Source organism: Microbacterium trichothecenolyticum (assembly GCF_041938625.1).
Classification (GTDB): domain Bacteria; phylum Actinomycetota; class Actinomycetes; order Actinomycetales; family Microbacteriaceae; genus Microbacterium; species Microbacterium trichothecenolyticum_D.
Genome location: NZ_CP169427.1, coordinates 461,577 through 482,999, shown reverse-complemented (window position 1 = coordinate 482,999; position 21,423 = coordinate 461,577). Strand labels below are relative to the sequence as shown.

The following is a 21,423-nucleotide window of genomic DNA, read 5'->3' as shown; positions in this document are numbered from 1 at the left end:
GGCACACGGCTCAGGCGAGCGTCACCGCCGCCATGAGCACCACTGACGCTCCCATCGCGAGCGGAGCCGCTCGACGCAGCACCCGCACCCGCGCGGGTGGCGCCGGGCGCGGCATTCGCATGCTCACGGCCATGTGGACGGATGCCGCGGCGAAGAGCCCGCCGGCTGCCAGTGCCAACCCGATGAGGGGCGAGGCCGACAGCCCGTGCGAGCCGTGAGCGCCCGTGGCCGCGGCGGGGTCACCCGACATCAGCACGAAGAGACCCGCCATCAGAACCGCGCCCAGCGCGTCCATCGCCGACGCGGAGCGGTCGGCAGACGAACCCGAGCGGGTGCCTGGTGCCACGGCGACCGAGACCAGGGCGAGTAGGAGGAGCACACCCGCCCACCCCAGTGGTGCGAGCAGGTTCCACCCCAGGACTACGTCGGACATCGCGACGAGCATCGCCAGGGCGAGCACCAGCTCCCGCACGCGGAGGCGACGGCCGGACGCGGCGGCGCAGCAGGTGCTCACCGCGGTCGCCGCCCACGCCCCCGCGTGCAGGAGTTCCGCCATCAGTGGTGGGAGTGGCCGTGCGACCCGTGGTCGTGGTGTCCGTGACCGTGGTGATCGTGGCCGCTGTGCGCCGCGGCATCCGGTGCCGCGCTGTGGCAGCTCGCCTCAGATGCCGACGGCGGGACGTCGAGGGACGGGTTGCGCGTGAAGAAGCCGTCCGGCTCGAGCCGCAGCCCGATGCGGTGGGTGGGCATGATCGGCCACTCCTCGGGCTTCGGGTAGTGGTGCACGCCGATGATCGGCCACACCACCAGCTCCGCGCCGTCGAGCGGGCGGTCGGCCTCCTGCCATGCGGTGATGCCCTCGGCCGAGAGCGGCGCCTGATTCGGGTACTCCCCCGCGATGTAGCGCTCCGCCGGGTCGTACGCGGACGCCCACAGGTGCTGGGCGACGAACGGCGCCTTGCGCTCGACGACGCTCCCGGGCTTGGCGAACAGGCGCGTCGTGTTCGGGAGGGTCAGCCGGTAGGACGTCGCCTCGCCGAAGCGGTTCGTCTTCTCGGTGTTCTCGATGCGCCAGTGCACCGCCCGGGAGGCATCCGCCTTCCGCGCGGCATCCTTCTCGGACGCGATCGTCTCGGAGACCATCTTCACGGCGTTGCCGTAGGGGTTCAGCTCGTCGTCGTCCTCGATCTCGGCGTGCACCTCGACGAGCCGGTTGTACGGACCGTCGACCGCGGTGTCGAGGCGCACCGCGAAGTAGTGTTGGTGCGTCGGCGCCTGCACGTTCGGGCTCACCATGCGGCCGTAGCGCGGCATCTGCCCGTCGTCGATGCCCGACACCGACAGGATGCCGGTGAGCTTGACCTCGAGCTCGATGTTGCCGTCCTGATGGAACGACCAGTAGAACCCGTAGTCGTAGTTGGCCACCGTCGCGAAGAACGACACGACGAGCCGGCGCGAGCGGCGCACGTCGGCCTCGCCGATGCGCGTGTTGACGTGCTTCCAGAGGATGGAGTGGTCCTCCTCGTGCAGGCACACGCCGTTGGCGATGGTCTTCGCCTCGCCGTGCCCGTTGAGGAAGTGCGCGTCGAAGTAGCGGATCTCCCCGAGGCAGTCGCAGCCCAGCTCGAGCGACGCCGTCAGGGGCCCGGCACCGTACTCGCCCCAGTCGAAGAAGTTCTTGCGGTAGGCAGTTGGATCGGAGTCGAGGTACGGCACGTACATCTCGTTGATCGACGCGCGCCGCAGCACCGGGCGTTCGGTATCGCCGTCGCGGTAGGTCACGTCGTGGAGGATCAGACCCTCGCGGTGCGTGAAGCCCACGCGGAACGACCAGTTCTGCCACGTGACGAGGTGTCCGTCGACCTGGAATCCCGGCCCCTGCGGCTGCGTGATCTCCAGAGGCGCCACCTCTCGGTCGGGCCCCCACGTGCCCGACCGGTAGTTGCCCCCTTCGGTCGCGAGCGGGATGACGCCATGGTCTTCGAGCTCGATGATGTCGAGGGTCTCGAGATCGAGGATGGGGACGAGGCCCGCCACGGGCCGTGCGTAGCCGTTGTCGTCGACGCTCTCGCGGTGCCACACGGACCCCCACGACAGTCGGCGGTCTTCGTAGCCCTCGGGCTCGAACCCGGTCATGGATTCGGGATCGACCCAGACCAGCGACGTGTCGGTGATGCCGCGCTTGGCGAGCGCCTCCTTCAGCAGCGGGTGGTTGCGCGCGGCCTGCGCGACCATGCGCGCCTCGTCCGACGAGACGCCAGGGCGCTTCGCGTCGACGGGTGTCCAAGAGCCGATGGATGCCGCGCGGTCGCTGCCGCTCGTCCATCCGGTCACCTCCCACGCCGCGTGCTCATCGGGGTTCATTACCACGAGGCGCACCGGGCGGCCCTGACCGTCGGCGAGGCTGCGCGCGAGCGATTCCTCCACCGCGATGCCCCAGAACCGCGGGTTCTCGCCGATGCGCGCGTCGGCTCGAACCCGCGCGGCCACCTCAGCGATCTCGTCCGGGGTGAGCGGGTCTGTCCAGTGTCGGGCGGCGGGCATGGGGCGCTCCTCGATAGCTGTTCGGATGGGTTCGTGTCGTGCCGGATCGGTGGCGGTGATCGTCATGCGTTCGTCCTTTCGGCCGCAGGGCGGGAATCGATCACGATGCCGACGCCGTCGGCGCGCGGATCACTCGCGCTGGTCGTCTCGTTGCGGGTGCGTCTCACCAGCTGCACATGCCCGGCCTCGTCGGCGGGTCCGGGGAAACGCACGACGGGCAGCCCGTTGTGTGCGGCGCGTTCGCGCACCTCCGCGCCGACGCCCGGCTCCGCGACGAGCGAGAGCACCGGCTGGCCGAGATCGCGATCGCCGACCACCCACCGGGGGCGCGCCAGGATGTCGCCCAGCGACTGCGCGGGATCGACGGCGTCAGGCAGGAGCTGCGACAGGATCCACGCCTGCGCCCGTCCGCCCTGGCAGCCGGCGACGACGATCGCCTCCGGCGTGTCGACGATGGCCGGACACAGGGTGTGCGGCGGGCGGGCGCCCGGACGCACGAACGCCGGGGACGCCGGATCGACGCTGAACGCACTGCCGCGGTTGTGCAGCACGATCCCTGTTCCCGGATCCAGCAGGCCGGCGCCGAACGTCTGGTACACGCTCTGGACGATCGTGACGCCCCATCCGTCGTCGTCGAGGGCGGTCACGGCGGCCGTGTCGCCCAGCGGGCGCGGCTCGGCGAACGCGGAGGCGGGGGCGTCAGCGCTGAGGTCGAGGAGGACGCCGAGGTCGACGTCGCCGGTGCGGGGGTCGCCGAGTGCCGCCGCGCGGGCGTGCACGCCGCGGACCGCGGCATCCACGAGGCGCGCGCCCGACGGGGGCGCGCCCTGGTCGCCCGATGCCGCGGCGACGACGCCGATCAGCACCGCGCCGACCGAGGGCGGGGGCGCGACGTGCCACGCCTGCGCCCCGATCGTCCGCGTGAGCGCGGGCCCGACCTCCGCAGCGTAGCCCGCGAAGTCGTCGGCGGTGTGGGTGCCACCGGCGGCGCGCAGCGTGCCGACGAGCGAGCGGGCGATCCGCCCGCGGTAGAAGTCCTCGGGGTCGTCGGCCAGGGTGCGCAGCGTCGCGGCGAGCACGGGCTGGCGAAGGCGGGCGTCCTCCTCGAGCACGGTCCCGCGCGGGGCGAACACCGCGGTCATGCCGGGATCGGCGAGCACGGCATCGGCGCGGGAGACGAGCGCGCGAGCCAGACCCGCGCTCACCGGGAACCCGTTCTCGGCGACGGCCGCGGCATCCGCGAAGGCCGGCGACAGGCCGTGCCGGCCGCCGAGCGCAGCGATCTCCCGCCACCCCGCGACCACGCCCGGCACCGTGACGGCATGGGCGCCCTGGCGGGGAACCTCGGCCCAGCTCGACGCGGCGTCGCCGATCGCGGCCGGCGCCGTCCCGGCAGCGATCACCGCGGTGGTCTCACCGTCGGGTGCGCGCACCAGCGCGATGAGGTCGCCCCCGAGGGCGCATTGATGGGGGTAGACGACCGTGAGCATGACGGCTGCGGCGAGCGCCGCATCCACGGCGTTGCCTCCCGTCGCGACGGCGCGCTCGCCGGCGGCGATCGCTTCGGGGTGCGGTGCGGCGAGCGCGATGGCCATGTCAGAGCTCCCGTCGGGACGTCGAGATGAAGTCGAGATCGTGGCGGTCCACGCCGGTGGCGAGGTCGGCGAGTGCCTCCCCGACCGCGGGCCCGAACTTGAACCCGTGACCGGAGCACGCCGATGCGACGACGACCTCGGGTGCGCGGCGCAGCGGCCCGATCACGAACCGTTTGTCCGCGGTCATCGTATACAGGCAGGCGGCGAGTTCGACCGGGGCGCTGTCGATCCCCGGTACGAAGGTGTCCAGCAGCGAGCGCAGCGCATCCGCCTCCTCGTCGGAGGGCGGCGCGACGGGCGTCTCGGGGTTCCAGATCGCCCCCGCATCGACGCCCAGCTTAACGCCGTTGCCGGCGGCGTCCGGAATGCCGAACGCGAGGCCTTCGGGCCGGTCGACCGAGAAGGCGCCCAGCGACGGTGGCATCCCGATGGCCTGACCCGGGGCGACCGTGAGGGTGAGGATGCGCCAGACCTCGAGCAGCGGCGCGAGCTCGGGCACGAGCGCGCCCATCCAGCTCCCGCCCGCGATCACCAGCCGGCGTGCGCGCAGGTCGCCCGCATCGGTGCGCAGCACGATGCCGTCGCGGACCGGCTCCCACCCCTGCGCCTGCACGCCCCACCGCAGCTCGGAACCGTGTGCGGCGCCGGAGCGCTGCAGTGCCTCCAGCGCGCGCGAGGCTTCGAGCACGCCGGCTGAAGGGTCGTACACGGCGCGGTAGCCGGACGGCACCGCGAATCCCGGCATGAGTTCGGTCATCTGCGCGCCGTCGTCGACGACGACGCAGTCCGGGCCCTGCAGCTGCGATGCGCCGCGATGGGCGTAGAGACCGCCGGTGGGGTGCAGCAGGGTCTGCCCGCTCTCGCGCTCCAGGGCGCTCCAGCCGTCGAAGGCGCGCGCGACGAAGTCGTTCCACACCGGATTCGGGTAGGCGCGGCGGATCATGCGCGTCCGGCCATGCGACGATCCGCCCGTGTGAGCGGGCGAGAATCGATCGACGGCGATCACGTCGACTCCGCGGCGCGCGAGCGCGGCCGTCGCCGCGCTCCCGTGAACACCGAGGCCCACGACCACGACGTCGGCATCGCGTGAGGTCACCGGCGGGCTTCCTTCCGAGCGATGTCTGCCACGCCCTCCAGCAGCCGGGAGATGTCCGCCTCGTCGTTGTACACGTGCGGGGATGCGCGCACGATGGAAGCGATCGCGCGGTCGCCGAGGTCCCACTGTCCGTGCGTCGCGGGGACGGATACGACGCGCACCTGCCGGTCGGCGAGCGCGGCCGACACGCGCGCCGACTCGACGCCGTCGACCAGGAAGGTCACGATCGCGGAGTCCGACCCGTGGGGATCGGCGATCGTCACTCCGGGGATCGCTCGCAGGGACTCTCGCACCTGGTCGCCCGTCGCGGTGAGCCAGCCCGCGGTCTCGACGATCCCGCGCCGGTTGGCCTCCTCCAGCGCCACGCCCAGTCCGAGGCGCCCTGCGATTCCGGCCTCCCACGTCTCGAAGCGACGTGCGGTGCCGCTCACATCCCACGAGAACGCGTCGATCCACTGGGCGCCGCGGACGTCGGGTGCGGTGGGGGGCAGCAACGCGGTGCAGTCGCGCTGCACGAACGCCAGAGCGGTGCCGCGCGGTGCGCGGAGGAACTTGCGGCCTGTCGTCACGAGCACCTGGCACCCGATCCTGGCCACGTCGATGTGGAGGTGGCCGACGGACTGCGTCGCGTCGAGCAGATAGGCGGCGCCGTAGCGCCGTGCGAGCACGCCGATCTCGTCAACCGGCTCGACCAGGCCCGATGACGTCGGCACGTGCGCGATGGTGAGGACGGTCGGGCGCCCGTCGGCGAGGAGCGCTTCGAGCGCGTCCAGGTCGACACGGCGATGCGCGTCGACCGGCGCGAGCACGAGATCGATGCCACGCTCCCGTTGCAGCGTCATCAAATGCAGTGCATGGCTGACATACGTGCTGCGGGAGGCGATGATGCGGGATCCCGGGGCCGGCCGGAAGGCGTCCAACAGCACCCGCAGGCCGGTGGACGCACTGTCGAACAGGGCGATCTCGTCGGCGCTGCAGCCCAGGAGCGCGGCGGCGGACCCGTAGACGGCCTCGACATGATCCTTGACGTGCGCCGCGGCCTCGTAGCCGCCGACCTGCTCTTCGAGACGCAGATGCGCGACCACGGCGGACACGACGGCGGCGGTCGGCAATGCCGATCCGGCCGCGTTGAAGTGATGGGACACCTCGGCACCCAGAGTGAGCCGGCGTTCGCGGGCAACATCGATCGTGGAGCCGACCAGCGGCAGGACCGCGTCTGTTCGTGCGGCATCAGCCGCGGGCACCGATGTCATGGAACTCCATGTCTCTCAAAACCAGGATCCAAAACTAACACAAGTGGATCCACTTTGTCTAAGATCGGTTATGGGAGGACACATGTCTCGAATGCTCTGCTACCTCTCGTCCGAGCCGCTCCCTCTTGCGGACGCTGTCGGGGATGCCGTCCTGGCCGAGTTCGCCGGCCTCGCCCGGTTGCACGCCGACGGCTGGGGCACCGCGTGGCGTGACGCCCGGACCGGCGAGATCCGCGTCGCGGGCTCGGCGACCACCCCCGTCGGCGGCGAGGAATGGACGCGTGCGATGGAGCCGGCGTCGACGTCACGGCTGCTGTACCTCCGATTCGCCAGCCGCGGCGCGCCACCGGCCGCGGAGAACGTGCAGCCGTTCCTCCGCGGCGGAGCCGCCTTTCAGCACAACGGGCTGATCGCACCGCGCGCGGACCTCTTGGGGCTCCTCCCCACGGAGGAGGAGAGCGCGCTGCGGGGGACGACGGACAGCGAGGCCTATTTCGCCGCTGTCCGCAGCACGGCTCGCCCGGTTCGGGGCTTTCCCGGAGCCTCGACTGTCGCCGCGGCGGTCGCGGGAGTGCGCGCCAGGTTCACCGACGCATGCCTGAATGCGATGCTCCTCACCGACTCCGCCCTGATGATCGTGCACGCCGCCGGTACGAGAGGGGCTCCGCTGGCGGCCTTCGCCGACCGCGGCTTCGACGCCGACGGCCTCCCGCCCGGGCACGGCGACGGCTACAACGTGCTCAGGTCCACGGTCAGCGCACGCGGCGCCCGGGTGATCGCCACCACCGGGATCGACCAGGAGTCGTGGACGCGACTCGACGACGAGACGGTGTTCTCCGTCTCGCCCGGCGGGCTCGCTCCGACGCGGATGCCTGCGCGCGGCGCCCGGCATCCCTGAGGGAGTGCCGGACGACGCGCAGGTGCACCCGGGTCGCAGCGCGATCCGGGCTTCTCACCCGATATGCCCGCGTTGGTCGTGGCGCCGTGGTCCGTCAGCGCCGCGAGACGGTGCCCGCCGCCGCTTCGCGCCCGAGGCGAGGAGACTGACGACGACCGCCGCCAGAAGCGGGACGAGGACGACGGCGAGCGCCCAGGTCTCAGCGTGCGTCATCGACACCCCCGGGCGCGGCCCCGGCATCGGCTCCCGACACCTTCGCCGTGACCGGGATCGGCGCGAGCACGATCGCGCCGTGCGTGCGTGCGACCACGCCACCACAAGTACGCCCCGCCGATCGCAAGGCTCACGCCGATCGTGATGATCGCACTCCACTGCAGCAGCGGCGAGTCGCCCTCGAGGTCGTAGATCTCGGGGCGCGGCCACGCCAGGTTCACGATCATCGCGATCTGGAACGCGACAGCGACCGCGTTGACCGGCAGCCCCCACCGTCCGAGCGTGAACAGGGGCGCTCCCTGCTCGTCGACTCCGGCGGGCAGGCCGCCGCTGCGCCGAAGCCGGATGCGGGCGATCAGCAGCGGCGCGGTCACGCCGAGGTATGCGATGTAGATCATCGCGATGCCGATGCTCGACAGCGCGGTGAAGAGGGCGGGCTGTCCGAAGTTCACGACGAGCGCGATCGCGGCACCGACCCCGACGACCGCCGACGCGCTGATCGGCGTGCCGGTGCGCGGCGAGACCCGGCCGATCGCGCGGTGCAGCGGGAAGGCCCGTTCGCGCGACATCGAGTACATCATGCGGGCGCCGGCGGTCTGCACCGCGAGCGTGCACGCGAACACGGCCACCGCGACGGTGCACAGCATGAGTCGCCCGCCGGCGTCACCCAGGACGGCGGTGATGACGTACGACAGGCCGTAGGCCGCCAGCTGCCCGTCGGTGAGGCTCGGAGCGGCCAGCAGCGCGCCGACGATGAGCAGGGCGCCGCCGAGGCCGGAGAACACGAGGGCAGGCGACCCATCGTCGGCCGGCGCCCAATCCTCGTCGCGACCGCCTTTGCCGCAGCCGTGATCATCGCAGTCGGAGTTCCGCTCGCCGGACTCGATTCGACTCACGCCACCGCTTACGGCCCCCCGCCGCTTCCATTCACGCCGCTGGACGAGTCGCTCGCCGAGGTGGTGAAGGATGCGCAGGCGCGACTTGAAGAAGATGCGACCGGCGTCGGCTCCGCGGACCGCGAGTCCGCATCGAACGGATGGTTCGCACAGATCTCAGGCAACGCCACGGAGGACGCTCTCACTGCGATTGAACCCCAGAATCGCCGGGTGGCGTGGTCAGAGGATCTCTCGGGGCACGAGACCGTGACCGCGGGAATGCCCTATCTTCCCGACGGCACGCCTGTCGCGGACCCCACGCCTGCACCGGGTTCGATTCTCTGGGAGACGACTTACGAGGCGGGAGAGTTCCCAGCCCCGTTCAGGGGTGTTCCCGCTGATGACCCGACGATGCTCGCCCCGCTGCTGACAGGCGACGCCGGAGGACCCGCGGATGCGATCAACGGGATCACCGCTCTGCTTAACGCGTGGACGGTCCCGAACGCAACTCACGCCGCATTCCTGGATCTCATCACCGGCGCCGGCGAAATGACTGTCGAGGGCACCACAACTGATCGCGCCGGCCGACCGGCGATCGGACTACGAGCGACATCCGACACCACCCCCTGGTTCGACGTCATCGTGCTGATGAGCGCAGACAGCGGACGAATCATCGGCGTCGAAGAAATCTACACGGGCTTCAAAGACCAGCTGGCCATCCCGCCAGGCACCGTCACGAGCTACACAATCTGGGAGACAACACCATGAAGCGCGCCCCCCTGGCCATTCTGCTCACCGCCTTCCTTATCCTCACGCCCGCGGTGAGTGCGTTCGCGGACGAACCGGCGGTCGACCCGGAGATCACGAACGCCCTCGAGCAACTCCCCGGAGGCATCGCGGTCGACCCCTACACGGCCCAGTGGCCGGACCTCGGTATCACGTTCAGCGTCCCCAACCCGCACGCGCGCAGCGTCGGAGGGTGCAGCACCGGCCTCGTCTGCGCGTACCGGCATGCCGGCCAAACCGGCGCCGTCACGAAGTTCAGCGGTGGATGCGGCGCGTGGTCAACAACAGCGTTCGGGGACGTCGGATCGATCGCCAACGCACGCACCAGCGGATGGGTCTACGGGCGCAACGCCAGCGGTACCAACATCACCTTCGTGGGCTACTGCACCGCGGCAAACACACCCACTCAGACGATCAAGAGCATCGCCTGCGGCGGTGACGGCATCGTCTAGCCCTGCCGCATGCTCCTTCCCTCAGGGCCACACATCCACGACCGATCAGGGCGACGCGGCAACGCACAGGGACTTCCAGAGGGGCACCGCCCTACAGGGGTGAGAATCGTGAGGGTGGTGCCCCCGGCGGCACCACCCTGCAGGGTTTGGGGGGACATGACCCGGTCGGTCACACGACTTGCACCCGCGGCGTACGTTGCCGTCAGAACTCGCCGATCGCGATCCCGAGGCGAAGGTAGAGGTCGGTCACGGCTTCATCATTGACCCGGTACCGCACCCAGATGCCTCGCCGCGGGTGAGCTTCGTCGTAGGGCGGGTCGCTGATGACGAGGCCTGCTGCTTCGAGTTCGTTGAGGCGCGGTTGTACGGTGCTCGCGCCAAGCTGGAGGGCATCACAGATGGGGCGGATGGGGACGCCGGGGTTGGTGCGGAGGTAGCGCAGAATCGCGGTCTTGACGAGACTGCCGAGGAGAGCAACAGGTTCTTCGGCGTCTTCGGATCCGGCCGGCTGCGCAAGTCGAGGCATACGGCAAGAATACGATTTAGACGTTTACACGCCAAGAATATTGCTATACCGTTTTCTCCATGTCGAGGATATCACTCCCGCACGAACCGGCCCGCGGGCCGGAAGGCGGAGGTGTGTCCCCCGAAGTGGGGACAGACGATCCCCTGGTTAATGCTCTAAAATCACCGACCGCCCTCTGTGGTCGCGTCGGCTCCTCCCCAGGTTGGGCCTCTGATCGAGTTCTCCACAACTGTGTGAGATTTCTCGCGGTCAGAACCCTTTCCGTGCGTATGATGCCGTCACGGCGACCGTCCCCCAGCGCGTCCCGTCCGCGCACGGTTGCCGTCCTGAACGATCAGGAGGGCTGACCGGTGACGACGAACCAGATGCCAGGACGCCGCGGACTCGTGTGGGCCATCGTCGGCGGCCTGGTGCTCATCGCCGGGATCGTGGCAATCGTTGTCAGTTCGCTGCTCGCACAGCCCGCACCCGGTCCGACCGGAAGTGGCTCGCCCCCGTCGACCGACCCGACGTCAACGGCGGAGCCACCGGCCGGTGACGTCGTGGACGCGTCGGTTCCCGACCAGGGCTGGCTTCCGGAGCCGATCACGACGGACCGCGAGGTGTACATCCGCGCCGCTCTCGAAGCTGCGGCGACATTCGACACCACGATGAGCACTCGCAAGGAGTGGCTCGACTACCTCGACAGCTGGTTCACCCCCGATACCCGCTACGCCGAAGCGGATCGAGCAGATCGCATGAAGGCGGCGCAACTTGAGCTACGCCAGGGGGTAGTGCTGCCACAGGAGGAGTGGGACTCACTCGCCAATGAGGATGGCCGCGTCGTCGCAATGACCACGGGCGACGTCGCGTATGTGCCGGTGACGGATGACGCGTCGGGTGACATGTCGATCGGCACGTCGGATGTGACGTTGACGTTCATCCGGTCGGGCGGCAGCGGCGGGGAGACGTCGTATGAGGAGCAGGTGCGGGTGAGCGTGCAGGTGCTGTGCGGTCCGGGGTCGGTGCCGACGCCGGATTCCGCGCAGCAGGCGGGCGATTGCAAGGTGGTCCGCTACTTCACGGAGCCGTTGGAGCCCTGAGATGGGAGCCCCGGTGATCGCCGCCGCAGCCCTCAACTCGAGGACCGGCCGGAAGATCCTGACAGGGGCGCTCCTGATTGTCGCGCTCGTCGCCGCACTGGTGCTGACGCCGTTGCTGGCGATCCCGTTCGCCGTCGCGGGCAGCGCAGCGGGCTCGGTGCCGACGAAGGTCGAGGCGGCCCCGGTCGCCAGCGGGGAGTGGGGTTTCCCGTTGGGCGGCGGGTATTCGAAGGGGCGCGGGTTCGGCTACAACCCGGTGCAGGGATGTGGGTATTGCTCCACGAACCATCAGGGCTACGACATGGCCCAGGGCTGCGGCGCCACCATCTACGCCGCGGGGCCCGGCCGGGTGATCACCGCCGGGTCTTGGCAGGGCTACGGCAACACCGTCCGCATTGATCACGACGGCGAGCTCGTCACGCTCTACGGGCACATGCAGTGGGGATCACTACGCGTCTCCGTCGGCGACCAGGTCGCCGCGGGGGCGCCGCTGGGGGCGGAGGGCAACACCGGGAAGTCGTTCGGGTGCCATCTGCATTTCGAAGTTCAGAAGTCCGGAACTCCGGTAGATCCGGAGCCGTTCATGGCCGGCCTCGGCCTCCCCCTGAAGTAGCAACCAGCAAGGAGCAGCCCCATGCGAACACTCATCGTTCCGGGTGATGTCGACGTTCCCGACATTCAGCCGGACTTCTCCGCCCCGTTCTTCCAAGGCTTCCAGGTCGTCGCGTCCTACATCCTCGCCGGCGCGATGCTCGTGGTGCTGATCATGCTAATCATCGCCGGTGCCGCCCTCGCGTTCCGGGGCCTAGCGAACGATCGGGTGCGGACCTGGGCGGGCGAGAACATCCTGTGGATCTTCATCGCCGCCGCCGTGCTCGGTGCCGCATCTGGCCTGTTCGCGTGGTTTGTGAACTTCGACTTTGGCTTCTGATGAACGTCCGCTGGCTGCTCCGGCTCGGTCTCGCTACAGGTCTCGCGATTGTGCTCGGCTCGGGCACCGCCGCACAGGCGAGTCCCGTCGAGTCCTGGGCACCGGTGTCCATGAACACGGTGACGGGCGAATCCTGGTCGGCTCCCGCCTTTCCGGTTGACTGCCAGAGCGCCGGTGGACAGGTGAGTTGCACCCCGACCGATCCCGGCGAGGTTACCGAACAGCAGTGCTTCATGGGTGTGCTGTATCAAGGGGTATCGACGACGGTGTGCACCACTTTCGACGGGCACGCCCAAGCACTACAAAGTGCGGGCGGCACGCCTCTCCTCGTGAAGTACGGGTGCAGTCTCGGCGATGCGGTGTGCCTCACCTTTGAGAACGCCGGTCGCGGGATGGCGTTGACGGCGACCGGGGTGATGTTCCTGGTGGCAGACAACATGCGGTTCGACACGTCGACGTTGTTGTGGTCGGCGGCGGTGGATCAGTGGTCGTTCTGGCAGTGGGCGATCCTGATCATCACGTTCGGGGCGATGGTGTGGGCGATCGCCGCCGCAATCGTCACTGGTGACCGGGAGGAGCTGGTCGGCGCGCTGGTGCGGACGTTCATCGCGATCCCGGCGGTGCCGCTCACGTTGTGGCTGACCGGGCACCTATTGAATGCGGTCGATGACATGACCTGGTACATCCTCAACGGCGACGGGCCGGCGTCGTTGTATTCGACGTTGCAGTCGGTGATGTGGGCGGGTGGGCAAGCGAACTACTTCTTCGCGTTCCTGATTCACGGGCTGCTGATGCTGGGGATGTTCTTGTTGATGTTGGTGTTCGCGTTCCGCAACATCGCGCTGGCCGCGCTGATCATGGTCGGCCCGGTGGCGTGGATGCTGTTCCCGGTGCGTCGCATCGGCCCGCAGTGGGTCGTCGGCTACCTGTCTGCGGTGATGGTGCTGCTGCTGACCGCTCCGCTCACGATCGGGTTCGTCACGCTCATCGTGCAGGGACTTGCGTCGGTGAAGACGATCTGGAACCCGCAGTCGTGGCCGCTGCTGATCGGTCTGGTGCTGGTGGCGTTCGCGCCGTTCGCGATCTTCGGGCTGTTCAGCTTCACCGGCGCGGTCGCCGCCGACAGCATCGGTTCCCGGCTCGGCTCCCACGGTGGCCGGATGGCCGCGACCGGCGCGCGCGGCGTCGCCGCCATCCCCACCCGCCTCGGCGGCCTCCCCTCCGGGATCCGCCCCTCCGGCACCGGACCGTCGTCCAGCGGACCGGCGGCGAAGCCGGCGGCCGCGCGGTCCGGGCAGGCGAACGCGCCCCGGGGTGCCGCCGCGCCTGCGCAGGCCCGCACCCCCGCCCCGGGTGGTAGTCGCCCGTCGACCGCATCTACCCCGGGTTCTCCGTCGGTGAGGCCGCCGTCGTCACCGTCGCCGCAACCGCCCCGACCTGAGGGGAGCCCGTCATGAGCACCACGCCCGATTACCTTCGTCCGGTGCGGTTGCCGCGCCGGTCCCGGCAGGGCGTGGTCATGGGCATGGACGGGTGGCAGATTGCCTTCCTCACCGCCGCCGCGCTGGTCGTGCTGGTCTTCGTGAACCGGTTCGGTCCCCTGGGCCTCCTCTACGGGGCACCGTTGTACCTGCTGTTCGGGGTCACCGCGCTCACCAGCATTCACGGCGTCTCGACACCGCGGATGGCGGGGCTGTGGTTGATGAAGCAAGTCCGGCACACCGCCGGGGCCACGACGCAGACCTTCCGTCCCGAACAGCCTCGCCTCACCGGAACGCTGAATCTGCCCGGCACTCGCGCGTCGATCCAGCTGTGGGACAGCAACGAGACGGCCGCGGCCTACAACCCGCACGACCGATCCGTGAGTGTGATCGCGGAGCTCGAAGTGCAGGGGTTCCTGATGCACGACCTGCCGGAGAGGTTCGACCTAGCGGAGCAGTTCGACCGAGTGCTCGGCCCGTTCACGCAACGGCCGGGGGTGAAGCGGGTGACGCTGCAGGAACGCACCCTGCCCACCACGATCCGTGCCGCTCGGGAGCACTACGAGACCGTGCGGCGGGTGCGAGACCTGAACCCGGAGTCACCGGTGGCCCGCAACTACCAGGACGTGATGGACCACGCCGAACGGTTCGAGGTCGCGCACCGAAACTACCTCGTCCTCACCCTCGACCTGGTCACCCTCGGTTCCCAGCTGAGAGCGCTCGGCGGCGGCAAGGACGCCATCGTCGCCCTCGCGCAGATCGAGGCAGGCAACCTCGCCGACGCACTGTCGGCCGCGAAGATCAAGGTGCGCCGCTGGCTATCGCCTCGGGAGGTCGCCGCGTTGGGGCGGTTGGCGTTCGATCCGGAGTTCGCCGCGACCGTGCAGAACCGCCCCGACACCCTCGCCGGGGTGGACCCGGTCGCGATCGGGCCGATGTACCTCGACGAGCCGAAGGGCCGCAACGGGATCGTGGTCACCGACTCCGCGGTGCACACCACGATGTGGGTGCACGAATGGCCCCGCTCCGACTCCCCAGTCGGATTCCTCGCCCCCGTGGTGTTCGCCCGGCACCCGCACACCGGGGAGGCGATCACCCACATCTTCTCCATCGTGCTCACCCCGGTGCCGGTGTCGAAGGCGTTGAAGCGGATCCGGGATGAGAAGAAGGTGTGGCGCGGGAACGAGAAGCTGCGGGCGAAGCGGGGGGCGGATGGGTCGGCGGCGGATGCTGCGGACTGGAAGGCGCTGGAGCAGCAGGAGCAGGAGATCGCGAACGGGCACGGCGAGTTCCTGTACGGCGCCTACCTCACCGTCACCGCCCCCGACGAGGAACGCCTCGACCAGGCCATCGCCGGGATGCGCAACGCGCTGTCGCGGGCGGGCATGGAGGCGCAGATCCTGTACTGCCAGCAGGCTGAGGCGTTGATGGTGAATGCGATCCCGGTCGGGTTGGGGATGAAGTGATGACCCGCCACGCCGCCACCTTCACCCCCGCCGGCCTCACCCGCCGCGAGAAGCGTGACCTGCAGAAACAGATCCTCACCGCGCAGCTAGAGGAGAAGCAGGGACGTTCGTCGCGGCGGGACCGGAATCTGCCGGAGCCGGCGGTGCCGGGACCGTTCGGCCCCGGCATCACGCAGGGAGGATACTGGAACCTCGCGAAAGCGTGGATCCCGGCGCACCAGGCGACCTCGCAGCACATCGCCGGGATCTACCCGTTCGTCGCCGACAGTGGTCTCGGGCACCGCGGCCCCATCCTCGGCGTCGATCTCAACGCCGACGCACTCTGGCACTTCTCACCGTGGGAGGCGTACGTCGACGCCACCGAACGCGGCACCTTCTCCACCAACATCCTCGTCTTGGGTGCGTACCGGGGTGGGAAGTCCGCCACGGTGAAGACGCTCGTCACACGTTCCATCGCGTTCGGCCATCAGGTGGTGGTGCCGTCCGACCCGAAGGGCGAGTGGGTGACCGTCGCGGAGGCGATCCCGGGCGGTCGGGTGATCCGGCTCGGCGGCGGCACCGGCACCCGCCTCAACCCGCTCGACCGTGGACCCCGCCGCACCGGGACGTCGGATGAACAGCACGAGCAGATGGTGAAGCAACGCCGCATCGGCACCCTCATCGCGCTCATCGAGATGACCCTCGGCAACCGACTCACCGCGGTCGAGCACGCCGCCATCCTCGACGCCCTCGAGCGGTGCATCACCCGTACAGGCGACCACCCCACCCTCCGCAGCGTCTACGAGGAGCTCGGCCACCTCGCCGGCGACACGAATGCGGCGTTCCGGGCCGCCGAGGGGGCGATCCAGCCCCGGTTCGTGCTCCGACGCTTCGTGGAAGGCGACCTCTCCGGGCTGTTCGAAGACGAATCCACGGTCGAGTTCGACCAGGACGCTCCTATGGTCGTCACCGACACGTCCGAACTCTTCGCCCGCGGAGACCTCGCCGCCCAGCTCACCCAGGTCTGTTCCACCGCATGGATTCAGGCGGTCATCTCAGATCGTGCGGCACGGCGGACCCGGTATGTGGTGCGGGAGGAGGGGTGGCGGGACATGACGTCGCTGGCGTCGCTGCAGATGTTCCAGCAGTGGCTGAAACTCTCCCGGCATTACGGGATCAGCAACATCGTCATCCTGCACAAGATGGGTGACCTCGACGCGGTCGGCGAAGAGGGCTCCCTGGAACGCTCCCTCGCGTACTCGATCGTCGGGGACATCGAGAACAAGCTCATCTTCCGCGTCAACCACCAAGAACAGACCGCGCTGCGCACCCGGTTGAATCTGCCGGGCCCGCATGTGGAGATGGCGCGTCAGCTGCGCAAGGGCGAGTTCCTCGCCTACGTGGGGCAGTACTCCTACCTGGTGGACTGCTTCGCCACCTCCACGCCGTGGGAGTACGAACTGTTCGCCACCGACGACGCCGTAAACCCCGCCGACCACGATGACGCCACCGTCCGGGTCATCGACACCGGCGCACTCGACGACTACTGGCCCCAACCCGCCGAACCCGCCGACAACGCTGTGGACGGCTGGCTGACTGCGGAGACCCGCGACCTGACCGAGGAGCTGTGATCATGACCACCGTCATCCACCCCCGCACCTACGCGACTGTCACCGGCCCCACCGCGACGTTCATCACCACCGACGGGCAGACCGAACCGGTCACCGCCACCGGGGACGAGGACATCCGCCATGCCGTGATCCGTCGGGCCAGTGACGAGGCCCGCCGCACCGGCACCCCGGTAGAGCTCGTCACCTCCGGCGACCGAGGGCACCACCACCTGCTCGTCGACCCAACCGGCGACCTCACCCTCCTCCCCACCACTGCGGAAGCCGAGATCAGTGACGGGGAGGAGCTGGACCTGGGGCCGTACCAGGACATCGACGACACCATCACAACAGCACGTGGAGAGGAGGTGAGGGAAGCGACTTCGCAGCCGGACGCACTCCACGCAGGTTCCGCGCCGGCTGCGGAGTCCCCTACCCGCCCCACCTTCCTGACCCCCACCACCGACACCACACCCCCGGTCACCGGGTGGCGCGGGATCCTCACTGGCCTCGGCATCACCGTCCGCCCGTCCGCCGCCGAGGTACGGCGGGCCGAGGAACGGGCGCTGGTGGCACGGCAGTGGGCGGGATGCCGCACCCTCGCCGTCGTCAACGGCAAAGGCGGTGTCGGCAAGACCATGACCACCGCCATACTCGCCGCCGTCTACGCCCGCGAGGGCGGCGGGACGGTGCTGGCGTGGGACAACAACGACACCCGCGGCACCCTCGGCTGGCGCACCGAACAAGGCACCTACGACACCACGCTCCGCGACCTCCTCCCCGCCGCCCCCGCACTCCTCACCCCCGGGGCGGGAGTGTCGGACATCAGCCGATTCGTGCACCACCAGAGCGCGGACCGGTACGACGTGCTGCGCTCCAACCCGGAACTGCTCGCCACCGACCAACGCATCGGAGCTGGGGACTTCGACCTGCTGATGCAGGTCGCGGCCAGGTTCTACCGCCTCGTCATCTTCGACTCCGGCAACGACGAATCCGCCGACCGATGGCTGCGGATGATCGACTCCTCCTACCAACTCGTCATCCCCACCCTCGCCAACCCGGAATCCTCCGAATCCGCCGCCCTCCTGCTGGACGCGCTCCGCGGCCGCGACGAACGCTCCGCCGCCCTCGCCGACCGCGCCGTGGTCCTCGTCACCCAATCCGAACCCACCGGCACCACTCCGGCGCGTCGCATCGCGGACGGCTTCGCCGGGCACGTCCGCGCTGTGCACATCATCCCGTTTGACCCCGCGCTGAAGGCCGGGCCGCTGCGATTCGACATGCTTCGCCCCCGCACCCGGGATGCCTGGCTCAGCGCCGCGGGCTCCGCCGCCGAAGGCCTCTAAGAGCGGGTGTGACCGATGAATCAGAGTATCCTCGGGAAGGCAGCGGCGATCCTCGTCGCCGCGGCAATGCTGCTCGCGCTCGCGTTTGGGTTCATCGCCGAAGCCGCCACCACGCTGACCTGCGGCACCCGTCCCGTCCCGGTGAACCTGTTCTCCGGACTCGTGCTCGCCGTCACCGGCACCCCCGGCACCTACAGCCCATCCGCCGGGTGCGTCCTGCCGGTCGCGGTCATCCGGATCGTGGATGTGGTCGCGGTGCTGCTGATCGGCGGGTTGGCGGTGTGGGTGGTGGTGGCGGTGCGCCGGTATCGGGAGTCGGATCGAGCGTTCATCACCGACCTGCGCACCCGCCCCGGGTTCGCCACCGGCGCGGAGATCCGCGACCACCTCTCCGCCAAAGCGGTCCTGCAACGGGCGCACCAGCTCCGCCCCGACATCCCGAAGCCCACTGCGACGGATGTGGGGTGGCGGGTTGGGAGGTCGCGGGGGCAGGACGTGTACGTGTCGATCGAGGACTCCGTCGCCCTCGAGGGTCCGCCCCGGTCAGGGAAGGGGTACCGGGTGTTGATCTCGGCGATCCTGGACTGGTCGGGGCCGTTGATCACCACGTCGACCACGAACGACAACCTGACGGCGACGATGAGGATGCGGCAGACCCGCGGCCAGGTGCACGTGTTCGACCCGCAGGGCCTCTCCGGCATCCGCCACCCCCTCCGCATCTCCCCAATCGCCGGCTGTGAGGACCCCCTCGTGGCCATGCAGCGCGGCGCCGCGATCATCACCGGCACCGCCCTGGGCGCCTCCCGGACCAACGAGGAGTGGGCGCAAGCGTCCGGAGTGGTCCTCGGGCGGCTCTTGCACGCGGCCGCCGTCGGCGGCAAGACGATCTCCGAGCTGTACGACTGGGGCACGAGCCCGGCGCAGACCCGTGCCGCGGTCGACATCCTGAAGACGGACGGCACCCCCGGGTGGGGTGACAGCCTAGACGCTACGATTTCTGGCGACGAGAAGCTGGTCTCGTCCATCTGGTTCGGCGTGCAAGGTGCCGTCGCGCCGCTGGCGGTTCCGCAGATCCGCGACGCCCTGCTCCCCCGCCCCGGCGATGAGGTGTTCGACCCGCGGGAGTTCCTGGACGCCGCGAACACCCTCTACCTGATCGGGTCGTCGTCGGGGGCGTCGGCGATGGGCGGGTGGCTGGGCGCGGTGCTGGATGACATCGTCGAGGTCGCCCGCACCACCGCGCTCGCCTCCCCAGGCTCCCGCCTCCCGCACCCGCTCGGGCTCATCCTGGATGAGATCGCGAACATGTTCCGGTGGGGAAACCTGCCCCGCATCATGGCCGACGGCGGCGGCCGCGGGATCTGCACCTTCATCGTGCTGCAAGCCCTCTCCCAGGCGGAGACGTCCTGGTCGCGCGCGGAAGCCGACACCATCTGGGCCGCCGCCACCGCGAAGGTGCTTCTTGGGGGTGCCAGCCATGTCGGTCATCTCCGCGACATCGAGTCGCTGCTCGGCACCCGCGACACCCGCCGTGAGCAACGCTCCTGGTCGACACGGGAGGTCGGGCACTCCACCAGTGAGCATCTTGAGCGCCGCGCGCTGATGTCAGTCGACGAGATCCGCCGGCTACCACCGAGCGTCGGGCTGCTGGCCTACCGCAACCGCCGCAGCGTGCTGCTGGACCTCGCCGGGTGGGACGAGCGCCGAGACGCGAACATCATCCAGTCCGGCAAGCGGGCGACCGAGCAGGAACAGCGCGCGGTGTTCAACACGCAGTCCCGTGTTCCGAACTCCGGAGCTGCCGTAGTTCCGGAGTCCGAGAGTTCCGAGCCGGTGGAGGGGGTGAGCCAGGAATGAGCAATCGTCGCCGCCCGGCACTGTTCAACCTGTACAGGAACGAGTTCCTCCGCTCGAAGGCGTGGTTCGCGCGCCGCGACCGCTGGTTCACCCACCACGCCACCACCGGCCAGCCGCTCACCTGTGCGGGTTGCGGACGGGCGGCCACTCGCGGCCAGCTCGAGCTGCACCACCTCGACTACCGCGGGGTGAGACTTCTCGGCGGCGCCTGGAGCGCCGGGGAGGCGGATGAGGACCTGGTGGCGATGCACCCGTACTGCCACGACCTGCTGCACCGGCTCATCGACCGCGACGCCGTCCTCTCCCGCAACCGCACGCGGCGCGCTGCCTCCCACCTCGCGCTCGCCCGGTTGCGGCAGAAGCTGCAGCCCGACCACGGGGATGCCGCATGACCGATCTGCCCCCGCCGCCGGACTACGACGATGCGGTCGCGAACGATGTCTCCGGGTACGGCCCGAACCACCGGTACGGGTCATCTGAGCCGCTCGGCGCGCACATCATCAACTGGCGCACCCTCCCCGACCACAAGGCCGCCGACGCCTGGGAGGCGCTGCGGGACTGGGTGGAATGGTTCACCGTGCGGTACCGGATCTCCGAATCCGTCGTCCCCGCCTGCTGGTACAAGCACGGGCAGCTCGTCGAAGAACTGTCCGCGCTGCACACCGCGCACACCGTCGCGTTCGATTCCACCGACGCCGGGTTCGGGCCGATCGGCTGGCACGAACGCCTCAGCCTCGCCCTTCCCCGGATGGCGAAGGCCTATTCCGGCGGCTGCGCCCGCGGTCACGACCCCCTCAAACCCCGCTCATGGGACGGGATCACCGATGAGCAGGAATGGGACGCGTGGACCAGGAAGGCCCACGCCCACCGAGACACCCCCGGTGTCTCTGACAGGAAGGAAGAAGGATGACCACCAGGATCCCCGTCACTATCGAGGGAAATCTCACCAGTGACCCGGAACACGGCAACGCCGAATCGGGCAACGAGTACGCCCGGTTCACCGTCGCCGTCAACGACCGCCGCCTGAACGAGACCACCAACAGGTGGGAGGACGTCGGCACCGTGTTCCACCGGGTCGTCGTGTTCAACCAGCAGGCCCGGCACGTCGCCGACTCGCTCCGCAAGGGCGATTCCGTGGTCGTCGCCGGCGACCTCCGGTTCGGCACCTATGTCGACAAGGAGACCGGACAGTCCCGGGAGACCCGCGATATCGTCGCGGACAACGTCGGCGCGTCGCTGAAGTTCGCCGACGTCATTGTCGACCGTTCCCCAAAAGCTAACGGCCCCGCAGCAGACGCTTCGGGGCCGGTAGCGACACCGGCCTCGTACGCCGGCGCCGAACTGTCACGCTGACCTGAACCAACAGACGAGCGGGGCGAGAGTCACTGTACTCTCGCCCCGCCACTCTGCCCACCCGACGCGACAGCCCTCCCCGG

At 69.6% G+C, this 21,423-nt stretch carries 21 protein-coding genes; 14 read left to right on the top strand and 7 right to left on the bottom strand.

All coding sequences use genetic code 11. The features are described 5' to 3' along the window. Positions 1-10: 10 nt before the first annotated feature. From ACEYYH_RS02270 to ACEYYH_RS02250, 5 genes are all read right to left on the bottom strand, one after another. Positions 11-556: a hypothetical protein gene (locus ACEYYH_RS02270; protein ID WP_374976676.1), complete on the bottom strand. Its 546-nt coding sequence runs from the start codon at positions 554-556 to the stop codon at positions 11-13. Next, entirely contained in the window at positions 556-2,544 is a 1,989-nt protein-coding gene (locus ACEYYH_RS02265; protein ID WP_374976675.1) for a primary-amine oxidase, read from the bottom strand. The genes ACEYYH_RS02270 and ACEYYH_RS02265 overlap by 1 nt, the downstream gene beginning before the upstream one ends. 62 nt (positions 2,545-2,606) lie before the next feature. Then, positions 2,607-4,139: a gamma-glutamyltransferase gene (locus ACEYYH_RS02260; protein WP_374976674.1), complete on the bottom strand. Its 1,533-nt coding sequence runs from the start codon at positions 4,137-4,139 to the stop codon at positions 2,607-2,609. Between the two features lies 1 nt (position 4,140). Further along, positions 4,141-5,235, bottom strand: coding sequence for an FAD-dependent oxidoreductase (locus ACEYYH_RS02255; RefSeq protein ID WP_374976673.1), 1,095 nt, complete (start codon positions 5,233-5,235; stop codon positions 4,141-4,143). Continuing rightward, positions 5,232-6,488 carry an aminotransferase class V-fold PLP-dependent enzyme gene (locus ACEYYH_RS02250; RefSeq protein ID WP_374976672.1) on the bottom strand — a complete coding sequence of 419 codons (1,257 nt, stop codon included), beginning with the start codon at positions 6,486-6,488 and terminating at the stop codon, positions 5,232-5,234. Before ACEYYH_RS02250 ends, ACEYYH_RS02255 begins: the two co-directional genes overlap by 4 nt. A gap of 82 nt (positions 6,489-6,570) precedes the next feature. Between ACEYYH_RS02250 and ACEYYH_RS02245 the strand changes: the two genes are divergently transcribed. Next, complete coding sequence (locus tag ACEYYH_RS02245; protein WP_374976671.1) at positions 6,571-7,386, top strand: class II glutamine amidotransferase; 816 nt, start codon at positions 6,571-6,573, stop codon at positions 7,384-7,386. Positions 7,387-7,595: 209 nt separating this feature from the next. Here the strand turns inward: ACEYYH_RS02245 and ACEYYH_RS02240 are convergent, their stop codons facing one another. After that, positions 7,596-8,384: an amino acid permease gene (locus ACEYYH_RS02240; RefSeq protein ID WP_374976670.1), complete on the bottom strand. Its 789-nt coding sequence runs from the start codon at positions 8,382-8,384 to the stop codon at positions 7,596-7,598. Between the two features lie 63 nt (positions 8,385-8,447). On the opposite strand from ACEYYH_RS02240, the gene ACEYYH_RS02235 reads away from it, so the two are divergent. Continuing rightward, complete coding sequence (locus tag ACEYYH_RS02235) at positions 8,448-9,242, top strand: hypothetical protein (protein ID WP_374976669.1); 795 nt, start codon at positions 8,448-8,450, stop codon at positions 9,240-9,242. Further along, positions 9,239-9,712, top strand: coding sequence for a hypothetical protein (locus tag ACEYYH_RS02230; RefSeq protein ID WP_374976668.1), 474 nt, complete (start codon positions 9,239-9,241; stop codon positions 9,710-9,712). Before ACEYYH_RS02235 ends, ACEYYH_RS02230 begins: the two co-directional genes overlap by 4 nt. Before the next feature lie 202 nt (positions 9,713-9,914). Here ACEYYH_RS02230 and ACEYYH_RS02225 read toward each other — a convergent pair whose 3' ends face one another. Then, positions 9,915-10,238 (bottom strand): winged helix-turn-helix domain-containing protein, encoded by a 324-nt coding sequence (locus tag ACEYYH_RS02225; RefSeq protein WP_374976667.1) that lies wholly within the window; start codon positions 10,236-10,238, stop codon positions 9,915-9,917. A 350-nt stretch (positions 10,239-10,588) separates the two neighbouring features. Here ACEYYH_RS02225 and ACEYYH_RS02220 point away from each other — a divergent pair, with 350 nt between their 5' ends. From ACEYYH_RS02220 to ACEYYH_RS02170, 11 genes are all read left to right on the top strand, one after another. Beyond that, entirely contained in the window at positions 10,589-11,320 is a 732-nt protein-coding gene (locus ACEYYH_RS02220; protein ID WP_374976666.1) for a hypothetical protein, read from the top strand. Position 11,321: 1 nt separating this feature from the next. Beyond that, positions 11,322-11,933 carry a M23 family metallopeptidase gene (locus ACEYYH_RS02215; RefSeq protein ID WP_374976665.1) on the top strand — a complete coding sequence of 204 codons (612 nt, stop codon included), beginning with the start codon at positions 11,322-11,324 and terminating at the stop codon, positions 11,931-11,933. 21 nt (positions 11,934-11,954) lie between these two features. Further along, on the top strand, positions 11,955-12,251 hold the full coding sequence (locus ACEYYH_RS02210; protein ID WP_109211311.1) for a hypothetical protein: 297 nt from the start codon (positions 11,955-11,957) through the stop codon (positions 12,249-12,251). Positions 12,252-12,361: 110 nt separating this feature from the next. Further along, positions 12,362-13,708, top strand: coding sequence for a hypothetical protein (locus tag ACEYYH_RS02205; RefSeq protein WP_374976664.1), 1,347 nt, complete (start codon positions 12,362-12,364; stop codon positions 13,706-13,708). Continuing rightward, on the top strand, positions 13,705-15,198 hold the full coding sequence (locus ACEYYH_RS02200; RefSeq protein ID WP_374976663.1) for an SCO6880 family protein: 1,494 nt from the start codon (positions 13,705-13,707) through the stop codon (positions 15,196-15,198). The genes ACEYYH_RS02205 and ACEYYH_RS02200 overlap by 4 nt, the downstream gene beginning before the upstream one ends. Continuing rightward, positions 15,198-16,808, top strand: coding sequence for a hypothetical protein (locus tag ACEYYH_RS02195; RefSeq protein ID WP_374976662.1), 1,611 nt, complete (start codon positions 15,198-15,200; stop codon positions 16,806-16,808). The genes ACEYYH_RS02200 and ACEYYH_RS02195 overlap by 1 nt, the downstream gene beginning before the upstream one ends. Before the next feature lie 2 nt (positions 16,809-16,810). Continuing rightward, entirely contained in the window at positions 16,811-18,130 is a 1,320-nt protein-coding gene (locus tag ACEYYH_RS02190; protein ID WP_374976661.1) for an AAA family ATPase, read from the top strand. A 15-nt stretch (positions 18,131-18,145) separates the two neighbouring features. Next, positions 18,146-19,987 (top strand): type IV secretory system conjugative DNA transfer family protein, encoded by a 1,842-nt coding sequence (locus ACEYYH_RS02185; protein WP_374976660.1) that lies wholly within the window; start codon positions 18,146-18,148, stop codon positions 19,985-19,987. Continuing rightward, positions 19,984-20,379 (top strand): hypothetical protein, encoded by a 396-nt coding sequence (locus ACEYYH_RS02180; RefSeq protein ID WP_374976659.1) that lies wholly within the window; start codon positions 19,984-19,986, stop codon positions 20,377-20,379. The genes ACEYYH_RS02185 and ACEYYH_RS02180 overlap by 4 nt, the downstream gene beginning before the upstream one ends. Then, positions 20,376-20,897, top strand: coding sequence for a hypothetical protein (locus ACEYYH_RS02175; RefSeq protein WP_374976658.1), 522 nt, complete (start codon positions 20,376-20,378; stop codon positions 20,895-20,897). The genes ACEYYH_RS02180 and ACEYYH_RS02175 overlap by 4 nt, the downstream gene beginning before the upstream one ends. Further along, on the top strand, positions 20,894-21,340 hold the full coding sequence (locus ACEYYH_RS02170) for a single-stranded DNA-binding protein (RefSeq protein ID WP_374976657.1): 447 nt from the start codon (positions 20,894-20,896) through the stop codon (positions 21,338-21,340). The genes ACEYYH_RS02175 and ACEYYH_RS02170 overlap by 4 nt, the downstream gene beginning before the upstream one ends. Positions 21,341-21,423: the final 83 nt, after the last annotated feature.